Source organism: Colwellia sp. C2M11 (genome assembly GCF_018860915.1).
Classification (GTDB): Bacteria; Pseudomonadota; Gammaproteobacteria; order Enterobacterales; family Alteromonadaceae; genus Colwellia.
This window is the reverse complement of sequence record NZ_JAHKQD010000016.1, coordinates 23,829-38,502: the sequence shown is the minus strand read 5'-3', so window position 1 is coordinate 38,502 and position 14,674 is coordinate 23,829. Positions and strand designations below refer to the sequence as shown.

11 protein-coding genes are annotated in these 14,674 nt (G+C 37.4%); 1 reads left to right on the top strand and 10 read right to left on the bottom strand.

Annotation, left to right across the window (positions count from 1 at the left end):
• Window positions 1-499: 499 nt before the first annotated feature.
• Entirely contained in the window at window positions 500-2,077 is a 1,578-nt protein-coding gene (gene guaA / locus KO509_RS05750) for a glutamine-hydrolyzing GMP synthase (protein ID WP_215972335.1), read from the bottom strand.
• Between the two features lie 246 nt (window positions 2,078-2,323).
• Window positions 2,324-3,796 (bottom strand): IMP dehydrogenase, encoded by a 1,473-nt coding sequence (guaB, locus tag KO509_RS05745; RefSeq protein ID WP_215972334.1) that lies wholly within the window; start codon window positions 3,794-3,796, stop codon window positions 2,324-2,326.
• A gap of 223 nt (window positions 3,797-4,019) precedes the next feature.
• Between guaB and xseA the strand changes: the two genes are divergently transcribed.
• Window positions 4,020-5,366 (top strand): exodeoxyribonuclease VII large subunit, encoded by a 1,347-nt coding sequence (gene xseA, locus KO509_RS05740; RefSeq protein WP_215972333.1) that lies wholly within the window; start codon window positions 4,020-4,022, stop codon window positions 5,364-5,366.
• A 72-nt stretch (window positions 5,367-5,438) separates the two neighbouring features.
• Here the strand turns inward: xseA and KO509_RS05735 are convergent, their stop codons facing one another.
• The 8 genes from KO509_RS05735 to pilW all read right to left on the bottom strand — a co-directional run bounded on the left by KO509_RS05735 (window position 5,439) and on the right by pilW (window position 14,653).
• On the bottom strand, window positions 5,439-6,116 hold the full coding sequence (locus tag KO509_RS05735; protein ID WP_215972332.1) for a PilZ domain-containing protein: 678 nt from the start codon (window positions 6,114-6,116) through the stop codon (window positions 5,439-5,441).
• A gap of 148 nt (window positions 6,117-6,264) precedes the next feature.
• Window positions 6,265-7,761 (bottom strand): ribosome biogenesis GTPase Der, encoded by a 1,497-nt coding sequence (gene der, locus KO509_RS05730; RefSeq protein WP_215972331.1) that lies wholly within the window; start codon window positions 7,759-7,761, stop codon window positions 6,265-6,267.
• Window positions 7,762-7,927: 166 nt separating this feature from the next.
• Complete coding sequence (gene bamB / locus KO509_RS05725; RefSeq protein WP_215972330.1) at window positions 7,928-9,175, bottom strand: outer membrane protein assembly factor BamB; 1,248 nt, start codon at window positions 9,173-9,175, stop codon at window positions 7,928-7,930.
• A gap of 14 nt (window positions 9,176-9,189) precedes the next feature.
• Window positions 9,190-9,846: a tetratricopeptide repeat protein gene (locus tag KO509_RS05720; RefSeq protein WP_215972329.1), complete on the bottom strand. Its 657-nt coding sequence runs from the start codon at window positions 9,844-9,846 to the stop codon at window positions 9,190-9,192.
• 22 nt (window positions 9,847-9,868) lie between these two features.
• Window positions 9,869-11,149: a histidine--tRNA ligase gene (hisS, locus tag KO509_RS05715; protein WP_303495276.1), complete on the bottom strand. Its 1,281-nt coding sequence runs from the start codon at window positions 11,147-11,149 to the stop codon at window positions 9,869-9,871.
• A gap of 110 nt (window positions 11,150-11,259) precedes the next feature.
• Window positions 11,260-12,390: a flavodoxin-dependent (E)-4-hydroxy-3-methylbut-2-enyl-diphosphate synthase gene (gene ispG, locus KO509_RS05710; protein ID WP_215972328.1), complete on the bottom strand. Its 1,131-nt coding sequence runs from the start codon at window positions 12,388-12,390 to the stop codon at window positions 11,260-11,262.
• A gap of 25 nt (window positions 12,391-12,415) precedes the next feature.
• On the bottom strand, window positions 12,416-13,432 hold the full coding sequence (locus KO509_RS05705) for a RodZ domain-containing protein (protein ID WP_215972327.1): 1,017 nt from the start codon (window positions 13,430-13,432) through the stop codon (window positions 12,416-12,418).
• A complete protein-coding gene (pilW, locus tag KO509_RS05700) occupies window positions 13,433-14,653 on the bottom strand; it encodes a type IV pilus biogenesis/stability protein PilW (protein WP_252727412.1) in 1,221 nt (406 codons plus the stop codon). It lies immediately after the preceding gene.
• Window positions 14,654-14,674: the final 21 nt, after the last annotated feature.

Sequence of the window (14,674 nt, the reverse complement as noted above, 5' to 3'; positions counted from 1 at the left end):
TTCGTACTGCGGGCTTATAACCCCTAACCAGCAGTAAACAACTTATACTCCTAAAATAATTAATTAAGCCACTTTTATTGTTGTTTTTTTATTGTCTACATTTCACTTCAGCTTGATTTACTCTATATTATACCAATCTCACTAACTATGTGATCATTCCTACTTGCTAAAATCACCAACGACATCGTTATTTATTTAATAATTAGAACAACGAGTTATTGAAATAAATACCTTGTATTTGGCCATTTTTTCTACGTATAAAATTGTTCACTTAATTAATGAAACTGGTATGAAAACTTAATGTTATTATTAGGTTGCCTCTATTTGACGTGCAATAAAAAACCCCAGTGTTTTTCAACAATGAGGTTTAAGTATTCATCTAACATGCTTAGAAAACGCAGGTAGAACCTTCAAATTCAAGGCAGAAGTACGGAGCCTATGACTATAGGTGAGTACCTTCAACGCCGAAATTGATTGTTATAACCCGTTTACAACAATGTTATTCCCACTCAATAGTAGCAGGCGGTTTACCTGAAATATCGTAAACAACGCGTGAAATACCATCAATTTCATTGATGATTCGATTAGACACTAAACCTAAGAAGTCGTACGGTAAGTGTGACCAACGAGCCGTCATAAAGTCAATTGTTTCAACACAACGTAAGCTTACTACCCAATCATATTTACGAGCATCGCCCATGACACCAACGGAACGAACAGGTAAAAACACGGTGAATGCTTGGCTTACTTTAGTATATAAATCATGTTTGTGTAATTCTTCAATGAAGATAGCATCAGCACGACGTAGTAAGTCTGCATATTCTTTTTTCACTTCACCTAAAATACGAACACCTAGTCCTGGGCCTGGGAACGGATGACGGTAAAGCATGTCGTATGGCAAGCCTAGTTCAAGACCAATTTTACGTACTTCATCTTTAAATAATTCACGTAATGGCTCAACTAAACCTAACTTCATATAGTCAGGTAAGCCGCCAACGTTATGATGAGACTTAATAACATGTGCCTTACCTGTTGCTGATGCTGCAGATTCGATAACATCAGGGTAAATAGTGCCTTGTGCTAACCATTTTGCATTCTCAAGCTTGTTAGACTCTTCTTCGAATACATCGATAAATACATTGCCGATAATTTTACGTTTAGCTTCTGGTTCACTTTCACCAGCCAAACGCTCAAGGAAGCGATCTTCAGCATCAATTTTAATAATATTCAAACCAAAATGATCACCAAACATATCCATAACTTGTTGACCTTCGTTTAAACGAAGTAAACCATTATCAACAAAGACACATGTTAGCTTTTTACCAATAGCACGATGTAATAACATTGCGACTACTGATGAATCTACACCACCAGATAAACCAAGAATAACTTCATCATCACCAATTTGTGCTTTCATTTTAGCTATAGCATCATCGATGATTGTCGCTGGTGTCCATAACTTTTCACACTGACAAATTTCAACAACAAAGTTTTCTAGAATACGTAAACCTTGTTTAGTGTGAGTAACTTCTGGATGAAATTGCACACCATAGAATTTTTTCTCTTCATGTGCCATGGCTCCAAAAGCACAACTTGGTGTTTGGCCAACAGTAACAAAACCTTCAGGAATACTGGCAACTTTATCACCATGACTCATCCAAACATCAAGTAAACCATTACCGTTTTCACCCACGTTGTCCTCAACATTATTAAATAATGCTGAGCTTGCAATTAACTCAACTGATGCATAACCAAATTCTTTATGGTCAGAGCTCTCAACACTACCACCTAGCTGTTCAGCCATGGTTTGCATACCGTAACAAATACCTAATACGGGTACATTAGCATTAAACACATATTCAGGAGCACGTGGTGAGTTAGCTTCCGTAACTGATTCTGGACCACCAGCAAGAATGATACCTGTTGGATTAAAGTCTTTAATTTGCGCTTCAGTCACGTCCCATGACCAAAGTTCACAGTAAACGCCAATTTCACGTACACGACGTGCAATAAGCTGCGTATATTGTGAACCAAAATCTAAAATCAGTATGCGGTGATCATGAATGTCTTTACTCATGTTTGTTTTCCTACTTTTACGTTCTAAATGAACGGTGTAAATTAAAGAAAAAGGCTGAGCACCCTACTTAAGGGTTATTGCTCAGCCTGTTGGAATTTTTTAGTTTTTCAATAAAGAAATAATCAAGAATGTTTTAGTTCTAAGCTAGTTAGTGTTAGAGCAAAGAAGAAGCACGGAGTTGACTTTAGTCAATGAGTACTTCTGATACCGCTATCACGCTAAATAGCACAGAAATGAAATATTCGACTAGCCCATTCTATAGTTAGGCGCTTCTTTTGTGATAGTTACATCATGTACGTGCGACTCGCCCATACCTGCTGATGTTATTTTCATAAACTCAGGCTTAGTTCGCATCACTTCAATCGTTTCACTACCCGTTAAGCCCATAGATGAACGTAAGCCACCCATTTGCTGATGAATAATAGCAGCCACAGGACCTTTATAAGCAACACGGCCCTCAATACCTTCGGGTACTAATTTGTCTGCTTCACCATCGGACTTCTGGAAGTAACGATCACTTGAACCTTCTTTTTGATCCATAGCACCTAGTGAACCCATACCACGATATGATTTATAATAGCGGCCTTGATAAAGCTCAACTTCACCTGGTGCTTCTTCTGTACCAGCTAATAAGCTACCAACCATAACGCAATGTGCGCCAGCAACAAGTGCTTTAGCAATATCACCTGAAAAACGAATGCCACCATCAGCAATAACAGGAATATCTGTGCCTTTTAAAGCTTCAACTGCATTTGATATCGCAGTTAATTGTGGAACACCAACACCCGTAACAATACGCGTTGTACAAATTGAACCTGGGCCAATACCGACTTTAACTGCATCTACACCTACATCGGCTAGGGCTTTTGCGCCAGCACCTGTAGCAACGTTACCTGCAACTATTTGCAAGTCTGGGTATTTATCACGAGTTTCTTTTACTCGGTCTAAAACACCTTGAGAGTGACCATGTGAAGTATCAATTAATAGTACATCAACACCGGCAGCAACTAAGGCATCAATACGTTCATCAGTACCTGCACCAACGCCAACAGCAGCACCCACACGTAAACGACCAAGTTCATCTTTACAAGCATTTGGTTTGTTTTCAGCTTTTTGATAATCTTTTGCGGTGATAAGGCCAACTAATTTAAACGCATCGTCAACCACTAATATTTTTTCAATACGGTTGCTATGCATTAAGCCTAAAATTTCTTTTCGGGCTGCGCCTTCTTTTACTGTTACTAAGTTTTCTTTAGCCGTCATCAATGAAGATACTGACTTTGTTAAATCAGTTTCGAAACGCAAATCACGGCCAGTGATAATACCCACTAAATTATTCTGATTATCAACAACAGGAAAGCCTGAAAATCCTAGATCATCGGCTTTATGCATGACTTCTTCAATGGTAAAATCAGTACTTACTGTGACAGGATCTGACACTATACCACTTTCATATTTTTTAACTTTAGAAACATTACGCGCTTGTTCTGCTATGGTCATATTTTTATGAATAAAACCTAAACCACCTTCTTGTGCTAAAGTGATTGCTAAGCGCGCTTCCGTTACTGTATCCATAGACGCAGATACAATAGGTACGTTCAAATTAATCTTTCGTGTTAAACGAGTTTGTAGGTTAGCTGTGTGGGGTAGTACTTTAGAGTGAGCCGGTACTAACAAAACATCATCAAAAGTTAATGCTTCTTGGGCAATTCGTAACATCGCAATATCACCAGAGTTAAGGGGAAAGGAGACACTAAATATTTAAAAGTTAGTATCTAATATTGCGGCAGAATTTTAACTCTTTTCTTTGTTTAGGTAAACATAAATTTACCTTTGAACCATTATTATTTTATGCAATAAAAGAAAAAAAATGCCCTAAATAAATTCCATCGAGATATACTGTCACTCAAACCAGTTCTACACTATTAGCAATTAATTAGTTATGCCAGCACAACATATCCTTCAAGTCAGTGAACTCACACGCAAAGTACGTTTTATTCTAGAAAGTGAATTAAATACCGTATGGTTAACTGGGGAAATATCTAATTTTGTCGCCGCTAGCTCTGGTCACTGGTATTTATCATTAAAAGATAATAAATCACAAGTCCGTTGTGCTATGTTTAAAGGCAACAACCAAAGAGTTCGCCTTGCTAACAATGCCAAGCCACGCAATGGACAACAAGTGTTAGTGCGTGCCAAAGTTTCTTTGTACGAACCTAGAGGTGACTTTCAGCTTATTATTGAACAGCTTGATGATGCCGGTGAAGGTTTATTACGCCAACAATATGAACAATTAAAAAATAAGTTAAATGCCCTTGGCATATTCTCTCAAGCCCATAAGCAACAAATTCCAACGACTATTCAACGGGTTGGTATTGTTACCTCCCCCACAGGGGCTGCGGTAAAAGATATTCTTACCGTATTGAAACGCCGTAACCCAAATATTCAAGTGACAATATATCCCGCGTTAGTACAAGGGCAATATGCCAGTAATGATATTTGCCACGCAATTGCACAAGCAAATAGTCGACAAGAGTGCGATGTACTTATTGTTGGGCGCGGAGGTGGATCGTTAGAAGATCTTTGGCCTTTCAATGAAGAAATAGTGGTACAAGCTATTTATGATTCCGTAATTCCTACCATTAGTGCAGTTGGTCATGAAGTCGATACTACCTTGAGCGATTATGTCGCTGATTTACGTGCCCCAACGCCTTCTGCCGCAGCCGAGTTAGTTTCAAGTGATAGTGATGAACTAATGAAAAAAATCACTATGCTAACATTACGATTAAATAACGCGATTACCAGAAATAATAACGTGTTAATTCAAAAGTTGAGCCATACACAGCATAGATTGACACAAGCCCACCCAGAGCAACAATTGCGAATACACCAACAAAAGTCTGACGAGCTTAACTTGCGCTTAACTCAAGTAATTAAACGAATATTGCTACAAACTAAGCAACAACCACAGCAATTAGCGCAACGACTTAATCGTTTATCACCCAATAGAAAATTAGTGGAATACCAAACAATAGTAACGCAGTTAAAACAGCGCCTCATTAATGCCCAACAAAATAATGTGCAACATAAAAGTGAGTTGTTTGTGCATTTAATTGAGCAACTACAATTGGTCAGCCCATTAGCGACTATTGCCAGAGGCTACGGTGTAGTTCGAGATACTGAGGATAAAGTGATTAGTTCGGTTAAACAAATATCTGTTAACAATGAAATAAGTGTACAAATTTCTGACGGTATAATTAAAGCTAAGGTAATTGAAGGGAAAAGTTAAGCGAATGAGCTTAAACAAAATAAATCACTTAAAGAAAGTGTGTTTTATTTTAAAAGAGCTCTGCTGTTAGTGTTATGAGGTCATTGTGGTTAATAATAATTGACGAACTTGTTCCTCACTTTTCTCCTCAAATTTTACCCCAAAAGTAATACCGTCATTATGCTGTTTCAAATTACACACAGAGCCATTTAACTTAAAATTATCTAAGGCTTGTTCTTCTTCGATGACAATTTGAATATCTTTTTTATCAGATAAAACCAACTTCTCACCATTCATAATATTTAACTGACAACCTTTGCTAGATAAATTTTCTATCGTTGCTTGCCAATAATCTTCATCTATTTTGACTTTAGCGGGGATTTGGGTTTCTATGCGAATAGATGAGCGCAGGTTTTGTAAACCCACTGTTCGGGGAAAGTCTAACACCATAATACGAGATGGCATTTGTAAGGTTTGTTTAATAGTACTAAGAAAAGCAACCACAACACCTTCATGACCTTCAATTAGCCCTCTCACAGTAACAGCAGTACCTTGTACTATATGCTGAGAAAACTTTCCAAGTTTACTCGATTCAGGAAATTGTATTAATACATATTTTCCTGGAAGATAACCAATAAAAGTTGTTCTAAATTTAGCACGTTGCCCTGCAGGCGTAGAAATATCAATATTAACCGTCGAACCAGCATGAAGTAATGCTAAATTCCGATCTAAACGAGTACTGGTATCAATATTTGAAGGTTTGTTAGACATAAATGTGAATTTTTTTAGTGTATCTAATCACCCTAGTCAAAGAATAAATTAAAAGCAATGAAAATGGATAACTATTCTTAAGTAAACTCTTAAATTATGTATTAACAAGGGCGGTTTTCAAAAAAGAAAAACGCCCTTATTTAACTCATTATTTGTTATCTTTATTATAACCTTGAGTCGCTCTAGCCATTTTCTTTTGCTCGGTAAAAGTAAGTTTTTTCTTACCTGCAAATGGATTTGTTGTATCTCTAAATTCAATGCGAATAGGTGTCCCCATTATTTTTAGAGATTTACGGTAATAATTCATTAAATAACGACGATATGAACTTGGTAATTTTTTCGCTAAATTTCCATGAATCACGATAATAGGCGGATTATAGCCACCGGCATGAGCATACTTTAACTTAATACGACGACCATTATGCATTGGTGGTTGATGATCAAACACTGCCATATCAAGAATTTTAGTTACCATCGCTGTAGAAATTCGCTTCGTCGCACTAATAAAGGCTTCTTCAACTGATTCATATAAATGACCAACACCGGTACCATGTAATGCGGAAATAAAATGAATTTTAGCAAAATCAATAAAACCTAAACGACGATCTAATTCAGTTTTAATACGATCTTTAACGTGATCGTCTAACCCATCCCATTTATTTACCGCTAGCACTAACGAACGACCTGATTCTAAAATAAAGCCTAACAGACTTAAATCTTGATCGGTAATACCTTCACGCGCATCAATAATAAGTAAACAGACATTAGAATCTTCGATCGCACGTAATGTTTTTATTACTGAAAACTTTTCAACGACGTCAGTTACATTTTTACGACGGCGAATACCCGCAGTATCAATTAATGTATATTGACGGCCATTATGCTCCATCGGAATATAAACACTATCACGTGTTGTGCCAGGCATATCATAAACAACCACACGTTCTTCACCGAGTATACGGTTAGTAAGTGTTGACTTACCTACGTTCGGTTTACCAATAATAGCGAGTTTAATGGTATCGTGTTCTTTAGGCGCATCTTCAACCTGCTTTGCTAGTTCTTCTTCTGTTAACTCAACATCGAACTCATCATCAGCATAACTGTCAAATTCATCATTCTCTGTGCCATCAGCTTTAGGTTGACCTAATTCTTCAATATGTGGGGTAAGTGCCAATGTTAATAATTGAGTCACTCCTCGGCCGTGAGCAGCGGCAATTTTATGAACTTCTTCACCTAAACTTAAGGCATAAAACTCTGCTACAGCAGAGTCAGCATCAATACCATCAACTTTATTAGCCACTAAAAATATTTTTTTATCTTTTTTACGTAGATAATCAGCAATACCATAATCTGCAGATGTTAAACCGGCACGCGCATCAACTAAAAACAATACAGCATCAGCTTCTTCTACTGCCATTAATGACTGCTCAGCCATTAGTGCATCAATTCCTTCTTCATCACCATGAATACCGCCGGTATCAATAACAATGAAAGGATGCTCTTCAACTTCAGCTTTACCGTATTGACGATCTCGGGTTAAACCGGGGTAATCTGCAACCAAAGCATTTCTAGAACGCGTTAAGCGATTAAATAATGTTGATTTACCAACATTGGGACGCCCGACAAGGGCAACGACTGGAAGCATGAAAACCTCAAAATTCAAAAATAGTCACTTAGCTTTAGTAGATTCGATCTAATTAAAACTAAGAGCGTAAAAACAAATAACGGCCCCACATGCAAAAGCACCGGAGCCGCGTATACATATAAACAACCCTACTTTAATTAAAATAGATTGCTTAGTTAAAGCTGATTTACTCGCTCGGCTTTATAATCTTTGGTGTTTCAATGGCTTGCAAATCACCATCTCGTGATTGAGTGTACAAGATATTATCAAATACTGTTGGTGAAGTGTTAAAGCCACTGCTATCAACTTTATGACGAGCAACAATTTTACCTGTTTCCTGATTTAACCAATGTAAGTAACCTTCAAAATCACCAACAATAACATAGTCATCAATGAATGCTGGTCCGGTTACACCACGGTTTTCAAGATCTAAGTTACTCCAACGTTCAATGCCATTAATTCGATCAATAGCATAAACATGGCCACGCAAGTTTGTTAAGAAAATAGTATTACGGTAAATAGACAATTGACGGTAAGATGAATATTGACGCTTCCAAAGTAATCTACCACTTTGAAGTTCAATTGCTGCTAGGTTACCTCGAGATGATATAGCATAGACTTTATCACCAAAAATCACCGGCGTTGAATCAACATCAACAACACGCTCAAGCTCTGTAGAGCCAGTTGCTTCACCTATTTCTGTAGACCAACCTTGTTGACCATTATCTAACAAGTAAACACTTACACCACCTTTACTGGTGCCAATTAATACTCCACCAGAAGCAATAACTGGTGCGCTAATACCACGTAATGTTAATGCTGGTACATCTTGCTCCACTTTCCATAATTCTTCACCCGTATCAGAGTTTAAGGCTTTTAAAATACCTGAAGATGTATTAACAATCACAACACCAGAATCAACAGCAGGCGTATTAATAACCTCACCTTTGATATTAGCATCCCACAACACTTTACCGGTTAGTGCATCTAAGGCGTATACTTTACCATTTTCACTACCAATAAAGATTTTATCTAAACCTGCGGCTGGGCCACCAGAAAGTAGCGCTGGGACTCTACTATCCCAAAAACTGCGCTCGTTATTAATATCACTTAAATCAGTTTCCCAAAGCTCTTTACCTGTTTTAGGATCGAAAGCAATAACATCACCCTCACGACTCGCACTATAGACTTTGCCATAGGCAACCACAGGTTTAAGGCGTGAAAAGTAATCACCACTTCCGTCACCAACACTTTCTTCCCACAACACGTTAGGTTCAAAACTTTGTTCGATCTCTGTTAACTCGGCAGGTAAATCACTGGTATCTTCATCAGTAGAAGAGCATGCAAATAAAGTGCTAGAGAGCAAAAACACAGAAAATACTTTTGCGTATTTACCGAGTAAACCATTACTTGTTTGTTTTTTAGAAAAAAGCATTAAATGACCTTATTTTACTTAGCAACAGGAACTGTAGTGGTTAAATTAACGGTTGTCGCTAAATCATCTACTTTCATTTGTAAATTTGGACTCGTAGCTAAACCATCAGAAGCAATAGCAAGTTGATAAGCATTAAGTGCTAATTCTGTTTTATTTTGTAATAAATAAATATCGCCCTTTATTTCTTCAACAGCTGCTGTAAAAGACTCAGGGATAGGCTTACTTAAGGTTGCTAAAGCTTGATCAAACTGCTCTTGTTGAATTTGCACACGCGCTAAACGTACACTTGCAATACCTTTGATACCATCACTTGGTGCTTTATCCACTGCGATTGACAGTTGAATTTGAGCACTTTGCCAATCTTTTTGCTCTGCCGCCTCTTTCGCTAATGCTAAAGCAGTTAACGATGCATAGCTTGTGGCTGAATTTTCACTAATAAATTTTGTCGCATTTTCTGCAAATGCAGCCTTATCTTTAGTGCTTTCTTCCATTAATGCTTGATAGCTATCAGAAGTTGCTAGCTCATCTTCAAGCTTGCCATCTTTATAAAAGTTAAAACCAATAAAGCCAGCAAAACCAAGGGCAATACCGACAATAATCATATTGCCGTTCTTTTCCCAATAGCCTTTAATAGCTTCTACTTGTTGCTCTTCTGTTTGATAAATTTCCACTACATCACCTTGACTAAAACTTTTAAATTAGATCACTTAACAAACTAGGAATTTTTTCAAAATCCACGTTTTGTTGTTCTTGTTGTCCGCGTAAATATTTAACCATAACACTTTGTTGTGCTATTTCATCTTCACCTAAAATTAACGCGATTTGAGCACCTGATTTATCAGCGCGCTTCAATTGTTTCTTCATATTGCCGCCACCACAATGACATTGCAAACGAATATTTGGCACTTGATCACGCCATTGCTCAGCAAGCTCATTTGCTTTAATTTGCGCATCATCACCTAAAATAACGACATATGCATCGACTTGTGGCCGAGCATTAGCGGCAACTTCTGTATTAGTTAACATTAATACTAAGCGTTCAATACCTAATGCAAAACCAAAACCTGGTGTTGCTTTACCACCTAATTGTTCTACTAAACCATCATAACGTCCACCGGCACAAATAGTACCCTGAGCGCCTAAACTTGTGGTAACCCATTCGAAAACGGTACGATTATAATAATCTAATCCACGCACTAAACGCTCATTCAATACATAGTTAATACCGGCTGCATCTAATCTTTGGCAAAGGCTGTCAAAATGTGCCTGTGTTTCTTCGCCAAAATAATCAGATAATTTAGGTGCATCAGCCAACGCTTCTTGCACTTGTGGATTTTTACTATCTAATACTCTTAATGGATTCGTGTGCATGCGACGTTTCGAGTCATCATCTAATAACTCTTCACGTTCAGTTAAATAACTAACTAATGCATCTCTATAATTCGCTCGTTCGTCATTGCTACCTAATGAATTCAACTCTAGTGTGACAAATTCATTGATGCCAAGTTCCCGCCATAAGCGAGAAGTTAGTAAAATAATTTCTGCGTCAATATCAGGAGTGGCAATACCAAACGCTTCCAGACCAAATTGATGAAATTGACGGTAACGCCCTTTTTGTGGTCTTTCATGTCGAAACATCGGCCCCATATACCATAAGCGTTGCTCTTGGTTATATAAAAGTCCATGTTGATTTGCTGCACGTATACAACTTGCTGTTCCTTCAGGACGTAGTGTCAGGCTGTCGCCATTACGGTCTTCAAAGGTGTACATTTCTTTTTCAACTATATCGGTTACTTCACCAATAGAGCGTTTAAATAGTGCTGTTGATTCAACAATTGGCATACGAATTTCAGCAAAACCGTAATTACTCGCGACTCTGCGCAGTATATCCTCTACCATTTGCCAAACATTCGTTTCACTTGGCAAGCAATCGTTCATACCTCTAACTGCTTGTAGCGCTTTATTTTTAGCCACTTATCGTATCTCTCTTTATTCTTAAAAAAACATTAATTTTACGCAGCGCGCATTATAGCGAATATATAATCTCGAATATATACTCATTCTCAAATCGAAGAATAACACTCTTAATCGAGCGCTTTAAAATCAATTTGATTATTTTGAGCTAAACGTTCATCCATTGCTTTCGCTTTAGCGCGAATACGTTGCTCTAATTGATCAACTAAGTTGCCATTATCAAAGCGTTCTTTTTGGCGAATACCATCAAGATAATAACCACTTTTCTTACTACTGCCTGTTAATCCTAAGTCAGATACCATTGCTTCACCGGGGCCATTAACAATACAGCCGATTATAGAAACATCCATCGGAGTCATAATATCTTCAATACGTTGCTCTAAAGCATTCACAGTAGCAACTACATCAAACTCTTGACGAGAACAGCTAGGGCATGCAATTAAATTAATACCTCTACTGCGTAGTTTTAAGGATTTTAAAATATCAAATCCCACTTTAATCTCTTCAATAGGATCAGCAGCTAAGGAAATACGTAAAGTATCACCGATACCTTGTGCTAATAATAAACCTAAGCCAACTGACGATTTTACTGAGCCCGAGCGTAAACCGCCAGCTTCAGTAATGCCTAGGTGTAGTGGGTTATCAATTTGTTTAGCTAATAATTTATATGACTCAACCGCGAGGAATACGTCTGAAGCCTTCACACTCACTTTAAACTGATCAAAGTTAAGTCGGTCTAGAATATCGACATGTCGCATGGCCGATTCAAGTAGTGCTTCAGGTGTTGGCTCAGTGTACTTTTCTTGGATATCTTTTTCTAAAGAGCCGCCATTTACACCAATACGAATTGGTATATTATTATCACGGGCACACTCTACAACACTACGAACACGATCTTCTCGACCTATATTCCCAGGATTAATACGTAGGCAGTCTGCGCCATATTCAGCAACTTTTAATGCAATTCTATAATCAAAGTGAATATCTGTCACGAGTGGCACATTCACTTGTTTTTTTATTTCACGAAAGGCTTCAGCTGCATCCATGGTTGGCACACTAACCCGGACAATATCGGCCCCGACAGCTTCAAGCGATTTTATCTGAGCTACGGTAGCGGTAACATCAGTCGTTTCAGTATTAGTCATAGACTGTACAGTTATTGGTGCATCGCCACCAACAGGTACATTGCCTACCATAATTTGACGTGATTTCCGGCGAATAATAGGTGATTCTTTAAACATATTTTAAACTTATCTAACAAACAATTTATAACGTTAGCGGTAAGGTAAATTTAGCAATATTACCCGCATTAAACTCAGACAAGTCGACAGCCTGACCATTAAATTCAATCTCAGCTAATTCGGGTTTCCCCAAAGTAATCTTTAACGGTGCTTGACCTGTAACCGTCATTACATAACCGGATTTTTTAACCCCCCAAGCAATACGATCGCCATTTGCATCAAAAATATTAACCCAACAATCACCTGAGAAAGTAAATATAGCGGTGTCGATTGCGACACTTTCTTCAAGGTTTTCATCAAGCGCTAATACAGGAGCAGTATTAGTTAACTCTTCTGAAGTGGTATCCTCTACTGTGCTAACTTGAGTTTCTACGGGGCTTGGATTGTTTATAATCGAATCTGCATTTTCTTGCGGGATACTTTCATCTTCGGAGATGATTTCTATAATATCGTTTGGTACTGAGTCACTTTTCGACGCATCATTTAATTCAGCACTCGCTTTATCAGCATTACTCTCTTCAATATTACCGTCTTGATTAACTGTTTCGCTAGTAGGAATTGTGACAAGGCTTTCATTAACAATATTTTCGTCTACACCCTGCTTTGGCTCTTGTAACCACCACATTATCATTAAACCAAACAAAATCGCAGCAATAATGTAACTCAGCCACATTATCCGACTATGCTCTGCTTGTTTCTCGGTTAAGTTAGAAAAACTTTGCATTTCACTTCGCTGAACTTCGGCAACGCCAAGCATGTCATAAGCACTGAGTACTTCACTTACATCAACATTAACAAGTTTGGCATAACTTCGCAGGTAACCGCGATTATAAGTGGCTGGTAATTTATTATCGAATATATCTCGCTCAATACTCTCTACTAACTTAACCTTGAAATTCAAGGTATTAGCAACATACTCCACAGTAAACGATGCTTTTTCTCTTGCTTCACTCAATATTTGGCCTGGACCAATCATTTCCATATCTTCATTAAGTTCATCAAGTTGATTATTATCAACTGCGTCTATTATTTTTTCACTCATCTACTGATTTACCAACTTTGGATCTTCCAAAAAAATTATATCTTTAATATAAAGTTTTTCACTAATATTATTCCATAGACGCAACGTTTCAATTTTTATATTATATTTCATTGAAATACTATACAAAGTATCGCCTTTTTCAACGACATGGAAACTTGGCAACTTTTTAGACTGCTCTGGTGTTGCAGACTTTGGTTCTTCCTGAATGACAACAGGATTTTCTGCGGTTTTTAATTCTTTTACCCGATTTGGGGTAAGTGCAGATAAGTGTACTCTATTAACTTCTTTTTCAGCAACAACTTGTTGCGGTGTTTGAGTCCCACTTTTTTTATTTTTTTTAGGTGACAACTTTACTATACGTTTCTTAGACTTATTCAGCATATTAGCTGCTTTTAAGGCTGCATATCTTTTAGCCAGATTATCCGCTTCTATCGATGCTAACTCATTAAGTAAATATTGTTGTGCTTCCCATGATTGAGGAAACATTTTTACTAACATAGTGCCGTAATTTTTTGCCGTGCTTCGCTCACCAAGTTTATAGTGCACTTTATAAGACAAGGCTAAAAACTGAGCAGTAAAACGACGGGTGACTTTTTCGAAACGCTGATTAAATGATTTAGCTTGCTTATAGTCTCCCATAGCATATTGCAATCGTATCATTTGGAATAATATCGATGAGCTACTAGGGCTGTGTAAAATTGCTTTTTGTAAATACATTTCAGCTTTAATAAAATCATCATTTTGTAAAAAACATGATGATAAATTTTCATAACTTTTAGCCACTAAAAGGTAACTAGGTACGGCAATTGCTTTTAAAAACTGTTTTTCAGCTTCTTCAATCCGATCTTGCCTACAAAGATAAACACCATAGTTATTTAGCGTATCAGCATCATCACTTTTTATTGATAATGCCTTTTCATAGGATGAAATGGTTAACTTATGCTCACCAACCGTTTCATAATAATGCGCAAATGCGGTATATACTTGCACCATATTAGGAGCAAAGTTTTTTGCTTTTTCTAAATTCTGCTTAGCTTGAGGCATATTACCCATTTTCAGATAACCTAGACCTAACGAAATACGTGTTGCAGCCATATCATCCGTATTAGCTTGGTTTTGGACCACAGGTGTATCATCATTTTCGTAGTTCTGTGTTACGCAACCTGATAAGAAAGCAGGAAGCAATATCAGAATTGCGATAACGGCTTTTTTGCTAATCAAATGTTTATCCATAATATAGTG